Raw genomic sequence first — 19,874 nt, forward strand, 5'->3', positions numbered from 1 at the left:
CACCCAGACGTAGGTAGCCACCAGGAGGGTTTCTGCGTCAAGATAGTACAGGGGGTGCTCTCTGTGGGTTTCCATAGCACCCCCTCTTTTTTACATCCCCTGGGGTAGGTCAAGTAGCACACGAAGGGATTTGACGGTCTGTAGCCCCCAATGGCACAATCGCCCCTATGCAAGCCGTGTGGATGGAGTCCAGGGGCGGCCCTGAGGTTTTGCGTTACGGTGAGATGCCAGCGCCCTCGGTGGAAGCCGCACAGGTGCGGGTAGCGGTCAAGGCGGTTGCCCTCAACCACCTCGATGTCTGGGTACGTAAGGGGGTTGCCAGCCCCAAACTACCCCTTCCCCACATCCTGGGTTGCGACATTGCCGGGGTGGTGGAATCGGTGGGGGCCGGTGTGGAGGGGCTCCGTCTGGGCGATGCCGTGGTACTCAACCCTGGGGTCTCCTGTGGCCGGTGCGAGCGCTGCCTCGAGGGCCGGGACAACCTCTGTCCGCAGTACCAGATTCTGGGAGAGCATCGCTGGGGGGGGTATGCCGAACTGGTTACGGTTCCATCTGCCAACGTAGTGCCCAAACCCGCCGCGCTGGGCTGGGCCGAGGCCGCCTCGATACCGCTCACCTTCCTGACGGCCTGGCAGATGGTGGTGGATAAGCTCCAGGTCAGGCCCGGCGAGGACGTGCTGGTGATGGCTGCGGGGTCGGGGGTTTCGGTGGCGGCTATTCAGATTGCCAAGCTCTACGGGGCACGGGTGATTGCCACCGCCAGCAGCGAAGCCAAGCTGGCCAAAGCCCGCGCCCTGGGGGCAGATGAAACGGTCAACTACACCCACCCCGACTGGTTCAAGGAGGTGCGCAGGCTCACCGGGGGCAAGGGAGCCGATGCCGTGGTAGATCACACCGGAGCAGAGTACTGGGAAGGGGTCATCAAGGCCACAGCCTGGGGTGGGCGCATCAGTCTGGTAGGGGCTTCTTCGGGTTACGAGGCCACCACCCCGCTTTCGCACATCTTTTACCGCCAGCTTTCCATCTTTGGCTCCACCATGGCCTCCAAAAGCCGCCTCTTCCCCATTTTGAAATGGATCGGCGAGGGGAAGCTAAAGCCGGTTGTGGGAGCAACCCTACCGCTGGCCCAGGCCGCCGAGGGACACCGGCTGCTGGAGGGGCGCCAGGTATTTGGCAAGGTGGTTTTAGAGGTTTAGCGCTTTGGAAATTGGGTCAAGTTTTATTCACAGTCTTGTACCCAGTTTGCTTAACGCTGGCCCCAACCATTTGCTCAGGCTGCGCTTTGCGACCTCACAGACAGGCGGTCTGGTTTTTGTGGCTTTGTATGTAAATCAGCGCGGCCCGTACCGAATGGCGCGTAGCTTGCAGGGGTTTGCATGGGTGGGGATTCAGTAAATAGACCTCGACACCCTGCCACAGCAGGGCCTTGAAAAGCTCTTCTTTTTCCCGCCAGTCCTGGGTTTTTTGCACCTCGAGGCCAGCCAAATCCGTTACAGCGCTTGGAAATTGCCGCGCAATGTCGCATGATGTAAAGAGCAGAGCTAGGGGTGGCCCTGTCTGAACAAGCAACGGTCGCTCTAAGGGACCGATGTAGTAGATTGGGTCGTCTAGATGTACCATACACATCTAGCGTAGCGGATAACCCCTCCGCTAAATAGGAAGAGAGACAGAAACGATGAAAACGGCTTTGTTTATTGACGGCTCCTACATGTACGATGCGGCCAAGCGTTTGGGGTGGAACATTGATCACCGGAAGGCCATTGGGGTTTTCTCCACACCCGAAGACCTCTACAACGCCTTCTATTACGTGCCCGTCACCGACAGCAACGATGAGCGTCAGCAAAAATTTCTGGATGCCCTGGTGTTTATGGGCTACACCGTGCGCAGCCGCGAAGCCCACGGCGACCCCCGTTTCGAGGCCATGATCGCCACCGATTTGCTCATCACCGCGCCCCGTTGGGAACGGGCCGTGGTGGCCAGTGGCTCCGGCGACCTGGCCCATACCCTTTCGGCCTTGCGGGCCCAGGGCAAGGAGATTCATCTACTGGGTGTGCCCGAACTAACCGACCTCGAGCTGCGCAACCAGAGCGACCGCTACCTCGACCTTCGCGAGCTGCAATCCCAGCTCGAGCGCACCGGAGGCGGACGGCGCGCCTATCCCAGCGTCAGCGAGGAAAGCTTTAGCTCCGAAGAACAGCCCGGCGTCGCGCGGCGGCTGATGGAGAACCTCGAGGACGAGCTACAGTAGCCGCCTAGGCTCGTTCAAAATAGACCCTTGCCCCAGGGCAGGGGTCTTTTCATTGGGCTACCAAGACGCCATCCCCCACAACCATTCCCACAAATAATCGCTGCCCGGTGAGGGTTGGCTTCGATGGGCAGGGGCTACGTCCACTCCTTGATGGGGACGAGCTCGCCCCCTTCCACCACTTTGCGCTTGGGCCGGTAGGCGTTGTCGAACCAGATCTCCAGCACGGCCCGGTCTAGGTGCTCCGAAGATACAATCGTCTTGCGCACATAGTACCCGCCCTCGTCGGAGGCCGAGATTTCGTTGCCCTTGGTGATGCGCAACTCCACAATATCGCCGCTGCGCGCTGTGCGAACCCGTACCCGAAAAGCGCTATCCCCCTCGCGCTGGACGTGTTCATCCGGTTTGCTGAACCAACCAAACATACCCTTAGCTTATCGCACCGCATACCCGTCCTGGCTTTATACGCGTTTCTCCTCCCTTCGGTCGGCTTGAACACCTCAGCTTTGATTACACCCAAAGGTGCAGGGTTCAAGCGGAACCGGTATTACCCCGCCTTCCCCTGGGCAAGCTGCACAATGCGGCCCTGGGTCAGGGCCAGCAGCTCATTGGGGGAAAGTTCAAATACTGCAAAAGGGGTTCCGGCAGCGGCGTAGATGCGCTCATACTGCAATAGATCGGGATCAATCAGCGCCTCTAGGTGCTGGGCATGGCCCAGCGGGGGCACACCCCCAATAGCGAAACCAGTGATGGTACGCACATACTCGGCATCGGGCTTGATGAGCTGCTCGCCCAGGCTTTCCTCCACCTTGTGAACATCCACCCGGTTGACCCCCGAGACCAGCAGCAAGTAGGGTTGCCCGCTGGTAGCTCCGCGAAAAATCAGCGATTTGACAATCTGGCCTACCGTGCAACCGACCGCATCGGCGGCTTCCTGGGCGGTGCGGGTCGAAGCCGAGAGCTCGAGCACCTGCAGGTGAGCAAACCCCCGTTCGTTCAAGGCATCCTGTACTTTTTGGGCACTGGGACTTAGCATCGAATTCTCCCCGACCTTGGCGTAGCGAAACTGGCTTGCCTGAGAGATAAACTCAGGAAACAGGGGGCCTTAACCCCTGGATAGTTCGTCCAGGATTCCACAAAGCAGGGCAATACGGGCCGGAATCTGTGGGATGTATACGTTCTCGGTGAGCTGGTGGGCGGCCTCGCCAAACAAGCCCAGGCCGTCCAGGGTAGGGATGCCCAGGGCCGCGGTAAAGTTACCGTCCGAACCACCGCCCACCCGCCCAGGGCCAAGCTGCAGCCCCACCTCCGCGCCGATGCGCTGGGCCATCTCGAAGAGTTTGGTAGAGGCCGGGGTGGGTTCCATGGGGGGTCGGTTCAGGCCGCCCTCCACCGAGAGGGTGGCTCCTGGCAGCACCGGCTGCAGCGCCCTGATTTCGCGCTCTACCCGCTCGGCTTCGGCCATCGTCCAGACCCGGACATCTATGTCCACCGTGGCCAGGGCCGCCACCACATTGCTGGTGGTACCGCCCTTGATGACGTTGGGCCCTAAGGTGGTGCCCTTGTCCCAGTCCTGCATCGCCACAATTTTGGGAATCTGATGGGCCAGCTCGACAATGGCATTGATGCCCTTCTCGGGCTCTACCCCCTGGTGGGCGGGCTTGCCGTGGGCGGTGAGCCGGTACTGGCCCACCCCCTTGCGGGCTACCTTGAGGTCGCCATTGCCCATCGGGGCTTCCAGCACCAGCACCAGGTCGCTGCGCAGGGCTGCGCTCTCAATGGCCGGGCGGCTGGCCATGGAGCCCACTTCTTCGTCGGGGGTGAAGAGCAGCTCCAATTGCGGCCGGCCAAGCCCCAGGGCCTGGTTGGTGCGCAAAGCCCACAGCAGTTGCACAATGTTGCCCTTCATGTCGTAGATGCCGGGGCCATAGGCCCGGTCACCCTCGACCTTCCAGGGCTCCTTGAAAGCCCCGACCGGATGCACCGTATCGAAGTGGCACAGCACCAGTACCTTCCGGCCCGAACCCTGCAGCGAAACGCGGAGGAGGGGGCCATTGGGGGTCTCCTCGCGTTCCAGGGGGCCAAAAGGGCTGAAGTGCTGGGCAATCCACCGGGCTACCCGGTCGAGGCCCGCAAGGTCGTAGGAGGGGGCCTCGAGGGTGACGATGGCCTCGAGGTCCTTGAGAATCGCCGGCAGTTGGGGTTGGAGGTGCTCGAGGGGTTTCATACGCATTTCGGTAGTATCGTTCACTTTGACAAGTCTAAACGATACCACCAAAATGCTTTTCTACTCCCTTCGGTCGGCTTGAATCCTTCATCTCTGGCTGCGCATGGCGGTGAAGGATTCAAGCGGAAACGGCATCACAGCCCCAATACTATCGCGCCAGGAGGCTATGGCTCAAAACAGCCCTGCGGTTCTGCTATCCTATTGCGGTGCTAGAACCGCGCCTCGACCTCAAAACCCAGCTCAAGGAAGCCATTGCCCAGGCCCTGGCCGCCCTGGGCCTCAGCGAGATACCTGAAATCATCGTGCAGGAGACCCCGCCGGGCAAGGAAGGCGATTACGGCACCCCGGTTGCCATGGGCCTGGCCCGCACCCTGCGCAGGGCACCGCCCCAGATTGCTGCCGACCTGCTGCAAAACATTCCGCTGCCCGCCTGGGTTCGGCGCACCTTTGTGGTAGGGGGTTATCTCAACTTCGAGTTGGACCCCGCCTTCGTAGTGCAGACGGCCGTTCAGCCCGTGCAGCCCTTCCCCCCTGCCGGGGGCAAGGTGCTTTTGGAGCACACCTCGGTCAACCCCAACAAAGAGCTGCACGTGGGCCACCTGCGCAACATCTGCCTGGGCGACTCGCTGGCCCGCATCCTGCGCTTCGCCGGGCGCAGGGTCGAGGTGATGAACTACATAGACGACACCGGGCGGCAGGCGGCGGAGAGCCTGTACGCGCTCGAGTACTTCGGCCTGGGCAGCTCCGAGGGGTCCGGTAAGTACGATCACTGGGTCGGCGATGCCTACGTGCGGCTGCACCGTGAGATGGAAGACCCCCAGAAGAAGGCCCTGATTGAGCAGGGCGTGCAGGCGACGCTGCACCGGCTGGAGGCGGGCGAGCTGCGCGGCGAGGTGGACAAAATCCTGCGGGCCCAGCTCCAGACCATGTACCGTCTGGGGGCCGAGTACGACGCTTTGGTATGGGAGTCGGACATCGTTCGCGAGGGACTGCTGGGCAAGGCCATGCAGGCCCTGGAAGGCTCCCCTTACGTCTCGCGGCCTACCGAGGGTAAGTATGCCGGGGCCTTGGTAATGGACACCAGCGCCTTTATTCCGGGCCTCGAGGACCCCTACCTGGTGCTGATTCGCTCCAACGGAACCAGCACCTACACCGCCAAGGACATCGCCTTGCAGTTCTGGAAGATGGGCCTCCTGGAGGGCATCAAGTTCCGGTACTACGATACCCAGCCTAGTGGAAAGGAACTTTACAGCACCCACCCCGAGGGCACCCCCATGCCGTTTGGCGCGGCCAGCGAGACCATCAACGTGGTGGACGCCCGGCAGAGCCACGCGCTGCGGGTGGTACAGGCTTCACTCGAGGTCGAGGGCCGCCACGACCTGGCCGAGGGATGCTTCCACCTGGCCTACGAGACCGTGCTGCTCGAGGGCAAGCAGATGTCGGGGCGCAAGGGCATTGTGGTCTCGGTGGACGAGGTGATGGACGAGGCCGTGAAGCGCGTTCTGGCAGTGATTGCCGAGAAAAACCCCGATCACCCCAACCCCCAGGAGGCTGCCGAGCAAATAGGCGTAGGGGCGGTGCGCTTTGCCATGCTCAAGACCGAGGCCAAAAAGCAGATTGATTTCCGCTACGACCAGGCCCTGAGCTTCGAGGGCGATACCGGCCCCTACGTCCAGTACGCCTATGCCCGCGCCGGCTCGATTCTGCGCAAAGCCGAAGAGCAGGGTGTTTTGCAGGAAGAGCCCGACTTTACCCAGGCCACCCCCCACGAAATAGCGCTTTCCAAGGCCATTCTGCGCTTCCCGGAGGTTGTGCAAGACGCCGCCCGCAACAAGGCCCCCCACCTCCTGGCCCAGTATCTGCTGGAACTGGCCGCCGCCTGGAGCAGCTTCTACAACGCCAAAACCCCCGATGGAAAGCCCGCCACCCCGGTGCTGACCGCACCCGAAGGCTTGCGGGGGGTGCGGCTGGAGCTGGTAAAAGCCCTGCGCCATACCCTCAAGCAGGGCTTGGAACTGCTCGGTTTGCAGGCCCCTGAGGTGATGTAGGGGTTCGGTCAGGCTGAACTTACCTCCATCCCGGGCGAAATGCGTGTTTGAACGGGAAAACGCCGTTGCTGCAAAGAGCCACTTCCCATGGGGTATTCAGCGCGCCTCCAGGAGCCTCGTAGGGGCTCGTTCGACGGTTTTCTGAAACCAGATGGGGCGCAACTTAGAGCAGATTAAGGTTTCTTGAACACCCAAAAGGGGCTTTTTGTACAACAAAAACCCGTTGCAGAGGGATAGAACCTCACTTTTCGGGCTTCCTTGGGAACCGCTATTGATTACTCACCCTTGGCGTATGAGAATGAGAACGGTTTGCTGATGATGCGCACGGTTGCCCTTCTAATCCTGCTGGCCCTGACCCCGGCCCTGGCCCAGGCCCCCCGCCTCACCACCCCCGAGGAGGTGGCTCGAGTGGAGGTGATTCGCCGGGCTTTACCGGCAGTGGTCAAGATTTTTGGCATCCTGCGCGACCCCCAGACCGGCAACGAGGGCCCCACCAACGGCTCCGGCTTTTTTTATGCCCCCAGCCGCATCATCACCAACTACCACGTGGTGCAGGATCTGCGCGACATCAGCGTGGAGCTGTTCGACGGACGCACCTTTCCGGCCCAGGTGTTTGCGGTGGACAAGGGCATTGACATCGCCATCCTGACCGTGCAGGGCGTGACCGCCCCGGCCCAGCTCTCGTTTGGCAGCTCACAAAACCTGCCCGTTGGGATGGGGTTGGTGGTTATTGGCAGCCCTTTCGGGCAGCGCAATTTGTCGTCTTATGGCATCCTGGCTGGCATTGGCCCCACTTCGGCCGAGAAAAACGACCTCGACCCCGAGATTGGCGCGGAAATTGGCGACCTGCTCTTTACCGATGCCCGCATCGTGCAGGGCAACTCCGGTGGCCCGGTGCTCGATTTGCAGGGCCGGGTGGTGGGGGTGGCCAACGCCACCCTGGGCGACCTGAGCGGCGTGGGTGGGGTGGGGGTGGCCATTCCGGGCGACCTGGTGCGGCAGAGCGTGAACGACCTCGAGCGCTTCGGCGTCCCACAGCGCGGCAACCTGGGGGCCACCTTGCTCGACCTGGGGGAGCTCGACCCCATCCTGCTGGGGCGGGTGGGCCTGCTCTCCACCCGCGGGGCCATGATCGAAAAGGTGCAGCCCGGCTCCCCGGCAGCCCGTGCCGGACTGCGCCCGGCCCAGCGCGACCAGCGCGGCAAGCTGGTTAGTCTGGGCGATATCATCCTGGCTGTGGGTGGCCGCACCATGCGCAACGCCAGCGAGGTCACCCAGACCATCGCCCGCTACCGCCCCGGCGACCGGGTGAATTTGACCATCTGGCGCAACGGACGGCGGCTGGATGTGGCCGTGACCATGATCGCCCGGCGCTAATCCATCGTGCCGACCGCCTGGGCGGGGAAAAGGCTTCTGCCCCCGCTTGTCAAGACTTCCGCTTTGGGACTTTAGCTCTTAGCCTTAAGCAGATGTATGTAGCCATTGAGGGTGTGATTGGGGTGGGTAAGACCACTCTGGCCAAGCTGCTGGCCCAGCGGCTGGGGGTCGAGAGTTTACATGAGGTAGTGGAGGATAACCCCTTTTTACCGATGTTTTATCAAGACCCCGTCCGCTATGGCTTCAAGGTGCAGGTCTTCTTCTTGCTCTCGAGGTACAAGCAACTGCTGCCCCTGGCCCAGCCCAGCCTGTTTGCCGGTGGGGTGGTGGCCGACTACCTCTTCGACAAGGACGCCATTTTCGCGGCCATGAACCTCTCCGGGCCCGAGTGGGACTTGTACAACGACCTCTACCGGAACCTATCGCCCAAGATTCCCACCCCCGATCTGACCCTCTACCTGCGGGCACCCTTGCCGGTGATTCTGGAACGCATTCGCCGGCGGGGGCGGGTCTTCGAGAAGCAGATGGAGCCGGAGTACCTGGCCCGCCTCCACGAGTTCTACGAGCGCCATTTTGCCACCTACCCCCACCCGCTCTGGATCCTCGACACCCAGGAGTTCAACTTTGCCGAGCGCGAGGCCGACCGCGACTGGGTGGTACGGCGCGTGCAGGAACGGCTGAGAATCGCAACGCCTAACAGCGAAGAAGGTCTCGATACCATCCGCAAGCTAGAATCGCCCCTCTGACGGTAGCCTGTCCAAGGCCCGTCAACCCTCAGCTCTCGAGCCCGAACATTGACGCCAGACTGCTATGTACATCGCTATTGCAGGCAATATTGGCTCCGGCAAGTCTACCCTGACCGGATTGCTAGCCGAACGCTACGGGCTTTTGCCGGTCTACGAGACCGTGGACGAGAACCCCTACCTGGCCGACTTTTATTCCGACATGGGGCGCTGGTCGTTTCACTCGCAGGTGTTTTTTCTGGCCGAGCGGCTCCGGCAGCACCTCGAGCAGATCAACCCTGCCCAGCACGTGGTGCAGGACCGCACTATCTACGAGGACGCCTTTATTTTCGCCCAGAACCTGCGGGTCTCGGGCCACCTGGCCGAGCGCGACTGGCAGACCTACCTGGCCCTCTACGAGGGCATTGCACCCGCCCTGCGCAGGCCCGACCTGCTCATCTACGTGCGGGCCTCGGTCGAGACCCTGCAGGCCCACATCGCCCGCCGGGGGCGGGACTACGAGCAGCGCATCCCCCCCACCTACCTGGCCTCGCTCAACCGCCTCTACGAGGCCTGGATTGGGGCCTACGACCTCTCGCCGGTGCTGGTAATTTCCAGCGACAGCGTCAACTACGCCGACGACGAAGAGACCCGCGAGCTGATGTACCGGATGCTCGAGGCCTACGGCCTGAGCACACCGCTGGTATGAAGCTGTTTTGATAAGAACGTGTCCAAGCTCTTATTGCCGAAACAGCGATCGTGACTGGCTTCACTGCCCCCGACGTGACAGGTATTTGGGTACGGTCACGGTTCCTACAAATACCCAGTGCAACGTTTTTTGTTCAACTGGGTAAATTACACCACATGGCATATGGCATAATTGCGGGAACTGCGACGAGGATGTGTTTAGCGTCCTTCACGCGCAGAGTTGGTATAGCACCGGGTATCTGCAGTCGAAAACTTCACCGAGGGGGCGGTTCGCGCACCGTAGAGGACGTAGAGGAGTGGAATCCATACGCGAACCCCCTATCATGGCAGAGTTCAGGCTTTTTTGAAAAGCACTCTATTTCCGCTTACGGCTGGCGGTCTTGGAAGGTTGTTTGACTATGGGTTCCACAGTTGGCTCGAGGATTGCCAAGGGTAGCCGCACTACCGAGAAGTGCTGATGGAAAGTGTCCACCTGCAAATCAAACACTGGAATCACGCCAACCTCGCTTTTGCAAAACGGCGCGAACTTGACGCATTTGGAGGCGCTGATGGCATTACCGGCCTGGTCGTTCACCGTCACCTTGACCAAGAATTCCAGCGCTCTGGGTAATTTCTGGGCTTGCAGGGTCAAGATCAGGTTATCCTGGTCTATCTGGTAGGTAGCTTTATGGCTACCTATATCCACGGTACCCTGTTTTTTCAGCAGGTCGGTTCCAGCCACGTGCCAGTGGTAACGAAGGGTTCCGCTAAAGTTCTCTACTGTAGCCCGGAAATGGCCGGTTCGGGAGGTCTGGCGAATCACCGTTCTTCTCCAGCGCCCCAGCCGTGCCAGGGCTGGGTGAGGGACCTTGGAGGGCTGAAAACGCAGATTGGCGCGTGGGGTCGCTTCGAAGCGGATGTTTTCCAGGTCAGTTACCACCTCGGGGAGCTGCCAGCCATCGCAGGCAAACTCACCGGAGAGTTGCACCGAGGGCATGAGTTTTTCGTAGGTTTTGTAGCGCAAGCGGATGCGGTCATCGAAAACCTCGCTAACCTGTACCACGCTGTAACGACCCTCGGCGGTCTTGAGGGCATAGACCAGGCGGGTCTCGAGGTATTTTTGCGACTCCGGCAAAAAGGGCAGGTCGGGGAAGGGCAGCGGGATGGCTAATTCGTACAAGGGAACTGTGGCATCCGCATAGTGAAGGGGGTACAGTTTCCAGCGCAAAATCCCAGCAAAATCTTGAAGGCCGGTGCGGGCCAACCGCGCTCCACAACGGGTGCGAAGCTGACGACCAAAGCCACTGCCACGCCACTCCAGATCGGCGCTGCCCATGCTTTCCGAACCCACCTGGCCGTTGTCGAGGTCAATCAACTGCCCGTTGCGCACCTCGAGCACCCCCGAGGCCCGAATCGGTACTTTTTCGATGGGCCTAGCATCAAAGTTGATAGCCACATCATCAATAAAAACCCGCTGAAAGATCAGGTTCAGGCCAATGGCGGGAACCTGGAGGTCTTGTCGGAGCTTGTCGGCTAGGTTTCCAGCAATGCCCTCCACCGTTGTTTCGATCACATTTTCGGCGATGGCCAGCAGCACCGGTACCAGGATGCCGATCAGGATGGCCCCCACAATGCCTCCCACCACGACACCGCCCACCACACCCCCCACCACGGCTCCACCCACTGCGCCCACCACGGCCCCCACCAGCACCCCCACCAACCCACCGGCGATGGCCCCGATCACGGCTGCCCCCAGCCAGCAATACCAGGGGATATCAATATCCACATCGGGGTCATCAATCTCGGCCTTGAACACCAGTTCGCCACCCACCACCTCGGCCCGGATGCGGCCTGCAATCTTGCCGGTAGCATCGTAGCAAAAGCCCGACTTGGCAATTTCGCCCTTCAGTTCGATGAAACCATTCCGCAGGCGCAGCTCGAGTTTGGTCAGGTCGGCGGTTTCGCCGCCCCCGGAAACCTGGATGGTGCGGTTGAGCCGCAGAAAATCGTCGCCGATGTCAAAGTTGGCCTGGTCGGTTTGGAGCGCACTGGCCACCCTGGGTCTGAGGATGCGGGCCAGCCAGCGAAAGAAAATGGCAATGGCCCCGGTGTCGCCGGGGTTGATAAAGTGCTGTAGGCTCGCCGCATTGCCTACACTACCTCCGGCAAAAGTCAGCATGATCGCCAGCGCATCGCGATCGGCAGCAGAGGTGTCGTCAATAATGCGAATATCTCCTCGGGTAGGCAAATCTGCCGGGTCGGTAGCAGTACGTTTGACCGGAACCGGAAAGAGCGGGATAGCCCCTACCTGGTTGCGCAAGAAGTTGGCAAACAAATTGGGCAATAGTGGAATTGAAATGCTACCAGCGGTAAATCCTGTAAAGTGCAGCTGGTTGCGGAAATCTACCTCGGCAATATCAAAGTCGTTGGAGGTGGTGCGGTTCACGCGGAGCCCTGCCACCGCCCGCAGCTGCCCCAGGCTTCCATCCGGGCCAATATCAAAGCGCAGGTCAATTATGTTGCTGGCCCCACCAGGCAAGGGCACATCGCTGGGCCGATCAAAAAGCATATCCAGCGAAAAAGCCCCCTCGGCCGAGCCCAGCCCCACTGCATTCAAGAAACTGGACAGCAGGCCGCCCGAGTCGAAAAAAGTGGAGATCACATCGTTCACACTTTGCTCGGTAAACTCCATCACGGCATCGAAGCGTTGGGTTTGATTACCTGGCATCTCAACCCTCCTTGGGCCCCTGGGTGAAGCGCACCCGGATGTGGGCGGTGACGGTCTGGCCATTGGGCAAGGCATAAGTCTGACGGCTCAAGTGCTGTGCCAGGTTGGGGTCGAACTGCTGCAGACGCCGCTTGAGCAAGGTAGGCACCTGAATTCCTCCAGCTTGCAGCATTTGCAGTGGATGGGATAGATACTGCTCGGCCTTGTGGGGATCGCTCAATAGCTTTAGAATCTTGGCTTCCTGTTTGCGGAGTTCCCGCATCTCGCGTTGCAGGCTGGGGCTGAGTTGGGCAATGGACTGATCGAAATGACTCTGCCCGCTCTTCTGAGATTTGGTCTTTGCCATACGCTACTCCTGTTCGGCTTGCATGAAGACAACGACTCCCGGTAAGGCCAGGGTTAAGCAGGACTATGCAGGCTTCACAAGGGTAGCAGGGCTTCCGTTACACCAGCGTTATTTTATCGCGGTGCCCACGCTTACGCTCCGGTGCGGTAGTAGGTGTTGCTGAGCTTTGTGCAGCATCCTTCCGTGCAGTAGCAGGTGTTGCTGAGCCATACAGATTGCAATTGGGCAGAACGGCTTAGGTGCAGCGGCGCTCGAGGCCACGTGACCCAGCGACGGTTTCCCAAGCCATCAGTTGTGCGATTTATTCGAAAACCACCCTAGTCGGCTGCCACCCCCACCTTCTGCCCAATCTCGGGGATGCGGGCCAGGAAGTGCCCGGTGGGGCTTTGGGTCTGGGCCACGTCCTCGGGGGTGCCTTCGGCCACAATCTGGCCGCCCCGCGCACCGCCCTCGGGCCCCAGGTCAATCACCCAGTCAGCGGTCTTGACCACATCCATGTTGTGCTCGATCACCACCACGGTGTTGCCACCATCCACCAGGCGGTGCAGCACGTTGAGCAGTTTGGCAGTGTCCTCGAAGTGCAGGCCGGTGGTGGGCTCGTCCAGGATGTAGAGGGTGCGCCCGGTGGAGCGGCGGCCCAGCTCGGTGGAGAGCTTGATGCGCTGGGCCTCGCCGCCCGAGAGGGTGGGCGAGGGCTGGCCCAGCTTCATGTAGCCCAGGCCCACATCCACCATCAGTTGCAGTTTGCGGGCAATGGTGGGGATGTTCTCGAAAAAGCCCAGGGCCTCCTCCACCGTCATGTCCAGCACATCGGCGATGTTTTTGCCCCGGAGTTTGACCTCGAGGGTCTCCTTGTTGTAGCGCTTGCCCTTGCAGACCTCGCACTGCACGTACAGGTCGGGCAGAAAGAGCATCTCGATCTTCTTGGTGCCGTCGCCGCTGCAGGCCTCGCACCGCCCGCCCTTGACGTTGAAGCTGAAGCGCCCGGCCTCGTAGCCGCGCTTGCGGGCCTCGGGGGTTTTGGAGAAGAGGTCGCGGATCTCGTCGAAGATGCCGGTGTAGGTGGCCGGGTTGGAGCGGGGGGTGCGCCCGATGGGCGACTGGTCAATCTCGATCACCTTGTCGAGGTGCTCGAGGCCCTCGAGGCCCTCAAAGCGCCCCGGAATGGCCTTGGCCCGCATCAGGTCTCGAGCCAGCGCCGAGTAGAGGATGTCGTGGACAAGGGTAGACTTGCCCGACCCCGACGGTCCGGTAATGGTCACGAACTTACCCAGGGGGATTTTGAGGTTGACGTTTTTGAGGTTGTGCTCGCGGGCCCCTTTGACCAGCAGCGATTTACCGTTGCCCTTACGCCGGGTCTTAGGTACCGGGATGTGCTTGGTGCCTTTGAGATAGGCTCCGGTTAGGCTTTCGGGGTGGGCAATGATTTGGTCGAGGGTACCTTCAGCTACCACGTGCCCACCGTGTACGCCAGCGCCCGGCCCCATGTCCACAATCCAGTCGGCCTCGCGCATGGTCTCTTCGTCGTGCTCCACCACCAAGAGGGTGTTGCCCAGGTCGCGCAGCTTCTTGAGGGTGCCCAGCAAGCGCTGGTTGTCGCGGGGGTGCAAGCCAATCGAAGGCTCGTCCAGCACATAAAGCACCCCGGTCAGGCCCGAGCCCACCTGGGTGGCTAGGCGAATGCGCTGGGCCTCGCCGCCCGAGAGGGTGTTGGCCGCACGGTCGAGGGTTAGGTAGTCCAGACCCACATCTTCTAAAAAACCCAACCGGCTGTATATCTCGCGCCAGATGGGGGCCGCTACCTGTACCTGAAACTCGTTGAGATTGCGTTTCTCGACAGGTTCGGCCATATTGTCTAGATGAATGCGGAAGGGCTCGAGTTTTTCCCCTTCCTGCACAATATTGTTGTGGGCTACCGCCTGGAAAAACAGCTTGGCCTCGCGCACTGGCAGGTTGGAAACCTCGGCAATGTTGAACTGCCCCACCCGCACCGAGAGCACCTCGCGCTTGTAGCGCGTACCGCCGCAGGCCGGACAGGCCTTGAGGGTCATGTAGGCTTCCAGGGCCTCGCGCAACCCTTCCGACTCGGTCTCGTGGTAGCGGTTCTCCAGCCAGGGGATTACCCCCTCGTAGCTCACCATAAAGCGCATGGTCTCGCGCCCGTTGCGCCGGAACACCACCTCGAAGGGCTCGGGCAGGCCGTGCAACACCGCCTGCTGGGCCTCTGGCGAGAGCTGCTTGAAGGGGGTTTTCATGTCGAAGCCCAGGTGCTCCGAGAGCGCCCGTAGCCGATCCCACAGGTAGCCCTTGCCGTTGTCGCGGCCCTTGCTCCAGGGGATGATGGCCCCTTCGGCCAGCGAAAGCTCGGGGTTCACAATCAGCTCGGGGTCGAAGACCTGGTTGTACCCCAGGCCCGAGCAGTCCGGGCAGGCCCCGTAGGGCGCGTTGAAGGAGAAGATGCGGGGCTCCAACTCCTCGAGCACGCTCCCGTGCTCCGGGCAGGCGAACTTCTCCGAGAAAAGCTCCTCGGCGCCGCTGTCGGGGTAGAGCACCCGCATCAGCCCCTCGCCCCGTAACAGCGCCAGCTCCACCGACTCGGCAATGCGCGCGCGCTCCTCCGGCTTCAAGACCACCCGGTCTACCACCAGGTCAATGTCGTGTTTCTCGTACTTCTCCAGCTTCAGGCCCAGGGCCTCCTCGATGGTGTAAATCACCCCGTCTACGCGAACACGCGCATAGCCCTCTTTCTGGAGTTGCAAGAACTCCTTGCGGTACTCGCCCTTGCGCCCCCGCACCACCGGGGCCATCAGGATGGCCTTGGTGCCCTCGGGCTGCTTGAACAACCGGTCGGTGATCTCCGTGGCCGACTGCCGCTCGATGGGCCGCCCGCAGTGCGGGCAGTAGGCCGTACCCACACGGGCAAACAGCAGGCGCAGGTAATCGTGCACCTCGGTCACGGTGCCCACCGTGGAGCGCGGGTTGTGCGAGGTGGTTTTCTGGTCAATGGAGATGGCCGGCGAAAGCCCTTCGATGCTCTCCACATCGGGCTTTTCCATCACCCCCAAAAACTGCCGTGCATACGACGACAGCGACTCCACATACCGCCGCTGCCCCTCGGCATAGATGGTATCGAAGGCCAGGGTGCTCTTGCCCGAGCCCGAGACCCCCGTAATGACGATGAACTGCCCCCGGGGCAGTTCAACGGTAATGTTCTTCAGGTTGTGCTCTTTAGCCCCGCGGACGATAATCCTGTCCATCCGTGGAGTATAACACCGGCCCTTGGCTTATGTAAATAACATAGCCACACGCCGCAAATGGTGTATGATTGAGGTTTTATCGCACCATCAGGTCGGCCACCCAGACAATCTCGCAGGCCCCGTTGCCGGTGTCGGCGCGAACGGTGGAGGTGCGCCAGAAAAAGCCGTTGGGGCCGGTCACGTTGACCAGAAAACCTTTGATATGCACGATATTGCCAGGCTTAACGCGCCGGAGACGCTGCTCGAGGCTGGCGTTGGCGGGAATCAGGTGCATATTGGCGCTGTTGGCGACAATCTCGCCAACCGGGATGGGGGGGTCTTGGCGCCAGGCGTAAAAATAAAAGCGATCCGACTGGCGGATGCTAAGTTTGCGGATCACCGCCGTATCGGACATACGGCCCCAACCCAGGGCCAGGTCTACCGGGGAGATGGCGGCGGCGGCATCGTAGCGGTAGAGGCGTTTGGACAGCACCCTGGCTTCAATTTCGAAGTAAGCCACCGGTTTGAACTGGTAACCCGGTTTTTCCAGGCGCACCTCGCTTTCGGGGGTCAGTTGGGCCTGAAAGGGCGCGTGGGGGGCCAGCACCCCCGGTGGACGGGCTACAAGGCGAGCCTGCACATCCCGGATGAACCAGAAGGTTCCACCCGCTAAGATTAGGAGCAACCAAACCAGCCGCACCCTTGCAGTTTATGCGGCGGTGGCCTCGAGGCCGGTTCAAATTTCGTCTTTGGCCAGGTCGTTGAAGCGCACATGCTGGGCGTGGAACTGCAGTTCGGCCACGCCGGTGGGGCCGTTGCGCTGCTTACCCACGATAATCTCGGCAATCCCGGCCTTCTCCGAGTGCGGGTTGTAGTACTCGTCGCGGTAGATGAACATCACCAGGTCGGCGTCCTGCTCGATGGACCCCGACTCCCTCAGGTCGGAGAGCATGGGCCGCTTGTTGGGGCGCGACTCCACCGCACGGGAAAGCTGCGAGAGCGCCACCACCGGAATGTTTAGCTCGCGGGCCAAGCCTTTGAGGCCGCGGGAAATCTGGGCAATTTCCTGCTGGCGGTTCTCACCGCCGTTTTTATTGCTGCTGGGGCCCGACATCAGTTGCAGGTAGTCAATCACGATCAGGCCCAGCCGGTGCTGGGCGTGCAGGCGGCGGGCTCGAGCCCTGAGCTCCATCAGGGTCATGTCGGAAGTATCGTCTATCAGGATCGAGGCCTCGGAGATGCGGCCCGCCACGTCTACCAGCCGGGAGAAATCGCGGTCGGTAAGCTGGCCCTGGCGCAGTCGGTTCATGTCTATGCGGGCCTCGGAGCAAAGCATGCGGGTGACCAGTTGAACTGCTGGCATCTCGAGCGAAAACACTGCCACCGACCCGCCATCACGCAGGGCCACATTCTGCGCCATGCTCAGTGCCAGCGCGGTTTTCCCCATCGAGGGCCGGGCAGCAATGATGTTGAGGGAGCCCGGCGTAAGGCCCCCAATCATGCTATCCAGCTCGCGGAAACCGCTCTTGACCCCGTCTACTTGGCCTTTGTTCTCGTAGAGCAGTTGAATGTGCTCGAAGGTCTCGTGCACGAGCTCCTTCATGCTCTGGAACTCGGACTTAGCCCCCTGGGTGGAGACCTCGAGCACCTTGCGCCCGGCGGTATCGAGAATGTCCTCGAGGCTCCCCTCCTCGTCGTAAGCCATGCGCATGGCCTCGCCCGCCGCAGCAATCAGCTTGCGCAGCGTCCACTTTTCGGCCACGATGCGCCCGTAGTAGTCGGCATAGGCCGCCGTGGGGGTGTGCTCCGAAAGCCCAACCAGATACGAGAGTCCCCCCACGTTCTCGAGCTCTCCCGTCATGCGGAGCTGTTCCGAGAGCGTCACCAGGTCTACCGGGTCGCGCCGGGCCCGCAGCGCCACCATGGCCTCCCAGATTTTGCGGTGGGCTTCTTTGTAGAAGGCATCGGCGGCCAGCAGGCCCTCGAGCCGGTCTAGCACCTCGCTGTCCAGCAGCACCGAGCCCAGCACGCTGGCCTCGGCATCCAGGTTGTGGGGGGGTACGCGGCCCTCGAGCGGTATGGTTGCCATACGAATACTCCTATCCACTTCCGATATATCAGCAGGTTCTTACTGTATTCAATCCGGGGGGGGTTTGGCAAAGGCCATCCAACAATCGTCCGGCCACGCTTGCCAACTCCCCCAAGCTCTGCTATATTCTTACCTGCTATTGGCGAACCGTTCCGCGATAGCTCAGTTGGTAGAGCGTTCGACTGTTAATCGAATGGTCGCAGGTTCGAGCCCTGCTCGCGGAGCCAGCAAACCCAGGGAAACCTGGGTTTTTTACTGTTTTACAGCCGCCCCGCCTCGATGATGCTGGACAGAAACTGCTGGGTGCGCTCGTGCTGGGGGTTGGTAAAAATCTGCTCCGGGGGGCCTTCCTCGTGCACCACTCCACCGTACATGAAGCAGACCTTGCTGGCCACCTCCTTGGCAAAGCCCATCTCGTGGGTAGCCAGAATCATGGTCATGCCCTCGCGGGCCAGCTCGCGCAGCAGGTTGAGCACCTCCGAGACCAGCTCGGGGTCGAGGGCCGAAGTAATCTCATCCAAAAGCAAAAGCATGGGCTCCATGGCCAGTGCCCGCACGATGGCTACGCGCTGCTGCTGCCCGCCCGAGAGCTGGTCGGGGTAGGCCTGGGCTTTGTGCTCGAGGCCAATCCGCTTCAGGAGGGCCAGGGCTTTGGCCTGGGCTTCGGGCTCGGGCATCCGCAGCACCTGGGTGGGGGCCAGGGTGATGTTTTGCAGCACGGTCATGTGGGGGAAGAGGTTAAAGCTCTGGAAGACGATCCCCACATCGCGGCGCAGGGCGTTGAGGTCTACCCCTGGCCCGGTGATGCGGTCGCCGTGCAGGCGAATCTCGCCCGCCTGGATTTCCTCGAGGCCATTGATGCAGCGCAGCAGCGTGGACTTGCCACAGCCCGAAGGCCCAATCAGGCAGACCACCTGGTGCTCCTCCACCGTCAGGTTGATGCCGCGCAGCACCTCGTTGGCGCCAAAGCGCTTGTGCACGTTGCGGATTTTCAAAAAGCTCATAGGTCTTCTCCCTGGGCCAGCAGGCTACCCGGCTACGACCCTTGCCTGAAGCGGGCCCGGTCGCGCTCGACCAGCCGATCTACCAGGCGGGTCTGGGGGATGGTAATCAGGATAAATAGAATGGCCACGGTGGTCACCGCCGACAGGTTGAAGTCGTTGGAGGCGATGATGCGGGCCTGGTTGAAGGCGTCAATCACCCCCACCACGTTCACCAGGGCGGTGTCTTTCTGCATCCCGATAAAGTTGTTGAGCAGGGGCGGGACGATGCGCCGCACCGCCTGGGGCACCACCACAAAGCGCAGGGTCTGCCCGTAGGAAAGGCCCAGGCTGCGGGCCGCCGCCCACTGGCTGGGGTGGATGCTCTCGAGGCCAGCCCGGTAGACCTCGGCCATGTAGGCCCCGTAGGTCAGGGTCAGGGCCAGCACCGCCAGGGCCTCCAAGGGCAGGTTGCGGAAAAAACCAATGCCGGTGAGGGGCAGGCCAAACCCGATCAGGTAGATCACGATGATGGAGGGCAGGCTCAAAAAAGCATCGGTGTAGAAGGTCGCGATAAAACGGATGGGCTGGGCCGGTTTGCCGGGCAGCAGCTTGGCGATGGCCACCACCAGGCCCCAGATCAGGGAAAAAACCCCGGCAAACAAGAAGATGACCACATTCACCCAGAAGGCCTGCAAAATGAGGCCAAAGGAGTTGCGGATGAGCTCGAGCTGGAAGAAGGTGCGCCCAACCGCCACATTGTTGGCGATAAAAAACAGCACAAACAACAAAAACAAGACCAGCGCCCCGGCATAGCCCAGGGTGAACCAGGCCCAGGTATGGGCTTCGGAGCTGTGTACCCTGGCCGCAATCAGGTTTTCGCTCTGCAAGGCCAGCCGGGCCGCGCGCGACTCCTGCAAACTGCGGCTGGCCGGGCGCAGCAACCCCAGCGGAACCAGGGTCAGCAGCACCAGCACGCCATCGGCCCACAGCGCCCGGAAGTTGTTGGCGGTCATGGTCTGCTTGACCCCCCACATAACCGCCGCTGTAGCTACAATCAGCAAAAGCGCCAGTACCAGCGCACCCAACGCAAACCTGAAACCATCCCTGGGGGGTGTGGGGGTACGCCGGCGTGCTTCCCTGGAATTCGAACCCGACTCCATCATGGATATCACCGGATTCAAAAAGA

Annotated in this window: 17 protein-coding genes and 1 tRNA gene; 7 read left to right on the forward strand and 11 right to left on the reverse strand. The window is 61.3% G+C overall.

The features are described from left to right. The first annotated feature begins 167 nt into the window (after positions 1-167). A complete protein-coding gene (locus WKI89_RS03130) occupies positions 168-1,196 on the forward strand; it encodes a zinc-binding dehydrogenase (protein ID WP_337867771.1) in 1,029 nt (342 codons plus the stop codon). Positions 1,197-1,290: 94 nt separating this feature from the next. Here the strand turns inward: WKI89_RS03130 and WKI89_RS03135 are convergent, their stop codons facing one another. Then, entirely contained in the window at positions 1,291-1,470 is a 180-nt protein-coding gene (locus WKI89_RS03135; protein ID WP_337867772.1) for a hypothetical protein, read from the reverse strand. A gap of 205 nt (positions 1,471-1,675) precedes the next feature. Here WKI89_RS03135 and WKI89_RS03140 point away from each other — a divergent pair, with 205 nt between their 5' ends. Then, positions 1,676-2,248 (forward strand): NYN domain-containing protein, encoded by a 573-nt coding sequence (locus WKI89_RS03140; RefSeq protein ID WP_337867773.1) that lies wholly within the window; start codon positions 1,676-1,678, stop codon positions 2,246-2,248. Positions 2,249-2,382: 134 nt separating this feature from the next. On the opposite strand, the gene WKI89_RS03145 is transcribed toward WKI89_RS03140, so the two are convergent. The 3 genes from WKI89_RS03145 to WKI89_RS03155 all read right to left on the reverse strand — a co-directional run bounded on the left by WKI89_RS03145 (position 2,383) and on the right by WKI89_RS03155 (position 4,472). Then, complete coding sequence (locus WKI89_RS03145; protein ID WP_337867774.1) at positions 2,383-2,670, reverse strand: hypothetical protein; 288 nt, start codon at positions 2,668-2,670, stop codon at positions 2,383-2,385. Between the two features lie 122 nt (positions 2,671-2,792). Further along, positions 2,793-3,281, reverse strand: coding sequence for a YbaK/EbsC family protein (locus WKI89_RS03150; RefSeq protein ID WP_337867775.1), 489 nt, complete (start codon positions 3,279-3,281; stop codon positions 2,793-2,795). A gap of 69 nt (positions 3,282-3,350) precedes the next feature. After that, positions 3,351-4,472 (reverse strand): M20 family metallopeptidase, encoded by a 1,122-nt coding sequence (locus WKI89_RS03155; RefSeq protein WP_337867918.1) that lies wholly within the window; start codon positions 4,470-4,472, stop codon positions 3,351-3,353. Positions 4,473-4,678: 206 nt separating this feature from the next. Here WKI89_RS03155 and WKI89_RS03160 point away from each other — a divergent pair, with 206 nt between their 5' ends. From WKI89_RS03160 to WKI89_RS03175, 4 genes are all read left to right on the forward strand, one after another. Further along, complete coding sequence (locus WKI89_RS03160) at positions 4,679-6,520, forward strand: arginine--tRNA ligase (RefSeq protein WP_337867776.1); 1,842 nt, start codon at positions 4,679-4,681, stop codon at positions 6,518-6,520. Positions 6,521-6,838: 318 nt separating this feature from the next. Beyond that, entirely contained in the window at positions 6,839-7,897 is a 1,059-nt protein-coding gene (locus WKI89_RS03165; RefSeq protein ID WP_337867919.1) for a trypsin-like peptidase domain-containing protein, read from the forward strand. 92 nt (positions 7,898-7,989) lie between these two features. After that, on the forward strand, positions 7,990-8,643 hold the full coding sequence (locus WKI89_RS03170) for a deoxynucleoside kinase (RefSeq protein ID WP_337867777.1): 654 nt from the start codon (positions 7,990-7,992) through the stop codon (positions 8,641-8,643). Positions 8,644-8,707: 64 nt separating this feature from the next. Continuing rightward, positions 8,708-9,328, forward strand: a complete 621-nt coding sequence (locus WKI89_RS03175; RefSeq protein WP_337867778.1) for a deoxynucleoside kinase — start codon at positions 8,708-8,710, stop codon at positions 9,326-9,328. Positions 9,329-9,682: 354 nt separating this feature from the next. On the opposite strand, the gene WKI89_RS03180 is transcribed toward WKI89_RS03175, so the two are convergent. The 5 genes from WKI89_RS03180 to dnaB form a co-directional block, all read right to left on the reverse strand. Then, a complete protein-coding gene (locus WKI89_RS03180) occupies positions 9,683-12,034 on the reverse strand; it encodes a hypothetical protein (protein ID WP_337867779.1) in 2,352 nt (783 codons plus the stop codon). A 1-nt stretch (position 12,035) separates the two neighbouring features. Continuing rightward, on the reverse strand, positions 12,036-12,380 hold the full coding sequence (locus tag WKI89_RS03185; RefSeq protein WP_337867780.1) for a hypothetical protein: 345 nt from the start codon (positions 12,378-12,380) through the stop codon (positions 12,036-12,038). Positions 12,381-12,697: 317 nt separating this feature from the next. Then, positions 12,698-15,637 (reverse strand): excinuclease ABC subunit UvrA, encoded by a 2,940-nt coding sequence (gene uvrA, locus WKI89_RS03190; protein WP_337867781.1) that lies wholly within the window; start codon positions 15,635-15,637, stop codon positions 12,698-12,700. 76 nt (positions 15,638-15,713) lie between these two features. Next, complete coding sequence (locus WKI89_RS03195) at positions 15,714-16,316, reverse strand: hypothetical protein (RefSeq protein WP_337867782.1); 603 nt, start codon at positions 16,314-16,316, stop codon at positions 15,714-15,716. A 36-nt stretch (positions 16,317-16,352) separates the two neighbouring features. Next, on the reverse strand, positions 16,353-17,705 hold the full coding sequence (gene dnaB / locus WKI89_RS03200; protein WP_337867783.1) for a replicative DNA helicase: 1,353 nt from the start codon (positions 17,703-17,705) through the stop codon (positions 16,353-16,355). Between the two features lie 151 nt (positions 17,706-17,856). Here dnaB and WKI89_RS03205 point away from each other — a divergent pair. Continuing rightward, positions 17,857-17,932, forward strand: a tRNA-Asn gene (locus tag WKI89_RS03205). Positions 17,933-17,965: 33 nt separating this feature from the next. Here the strand turns inward: WKI89_RS03205 and WKI89_RS03210 are convergent. Both WKI89_RS03210 and WKI89_RS03215 read right to left on the reverse strand, forming a co-directional pair. Next, positions 17,966-18,709: an amino acid ABC transporter ATP-binding protein gene (locus tag WKI89_RS03210; protein WP_337867784.1), complete on the reverse strand. Its 744-nt coding sequence runs from the start codon at positions 18,707-18,709 to the stop codon at positions 17,966-17,968. A 32-nt stretch (positions 18,710-18,741) separates the two neighbouring features. Then, positions 18,742-19,860, reverse strand: coding sequence for an amino acid ABC transporter permease (locus tag WKI89_RS03215; protein ID WP_337867920.1), 1,119 nt, complete (start codon positions 19,858-19,860; stop codon positions 18,742-18,744). Positions 19,861-19,874: the final 14 nt, after the last annotated feature.

Origin of the sequence: Meiothermus sp. (genome assembly GCF_037443965.1) — a bacterium.
In the GTDB taxonomy this organism is placed as follows: domain Bacteria; phylum Deinococcota; class Deinococci; order Deinococcales; family Thermaceae; genus Meiothermus.

Excerpts from the sequence above, each read along its gene's own strand:
- WKI89_RS03130 (WP_337867771.1), top strand. The coding sequence starts at position 168 with ATGCAAGCCGTGTGGATGGAGTCCAGGGGCGGCCCTGAGGTTTTGCGT.
- WKI89_RS03140 (WP_337867773.1), top strand. The coding sequence starts at position 1,676 with ATGAAAACGGCTTTGTTTATTGACGGCTCCTACATGTACGATGCGGCC.
- WKI89_RS03145 (WP_337867774.1), bottom strand. The coding sequence starts at position 2,670 with ATGTTTGGTTGGTTCAGCAAACCGGATGAACACGTCCAGCGCGAGGGG.
- WKI89_RS03150 (WP_337867775.1), bottom strand. The coding sequence starts at position 3,281 with ATGCTAAGTCCCAGTGCCCAAAAAGTACAGGATGCCTTGAACGAACGG.
- WKI89_RS03155 (WP_337867918.1), bottom strand. The coding sequence starts at position 4,472 with ATGAAACCCCTCGAGCACCTCCAACCCCAACTGCCGGCGATTCTCAAG.
- WKI89_RS03165 (WP_337867919.1), top strand. The coding sequence starts at position 6,839 with ATGCGCACGGTTGCCCTTCTAATCCTGCTGGCCCTGACCCCGGCCCTG.
- WKI89_RS03170 (WP_337867777.1), top strand. The coding sequence starts at position 7,990 with ATGTATGTAGCCATTGAGGGTGTGATTGGGGTGGGTAAGACCACTCTG.
- WKI89_RS03175 (WP_337867778.1), top strand. The coding sequence starts at position 8,708 with ATGTACATCGCTATTGCAGGCAATATTGGCTCCGGCAAGTCTACCCTG.
- WKI89_RS03180 (WP_337867779.1), bottom strand. The coding sequence starts at position 12,034 with ATGCCAGGTAATCAAACCCAACGCTTCGATGCCGTGATGGAGTTTACC.
- WKI89_RS03185 (WP_337867780.1), bottom strand. The coding sequence starts at position 12,380 with ATGGCAAAGACCAAATCTCAGAAGAGCGGGCAGAGTCATTTCGATCAG.
- uvrA (WP_337867781.1), bottom strand. The coding sequence starts at position 15,637 with ATGGACAGGATTATCGTCCGCGGGGCTAAAGAGCACAACCTGAAGAAC.
- dnaB (WP_337867783.1), bottom strand. The coding sequence starts at position 17,705 with ATGGCAACCATACCGCTCGAGGGCCGCGTACCCCCCCACAACCTGGAT.
- WKI89_RS03210 (WP_337867784.1), bottom strand. The coding sequence starts at position 18,709 with ATGAGCTTTTTGAAAATCCGCAACGTGCACAAGCGCTTTGGCGCCAAC.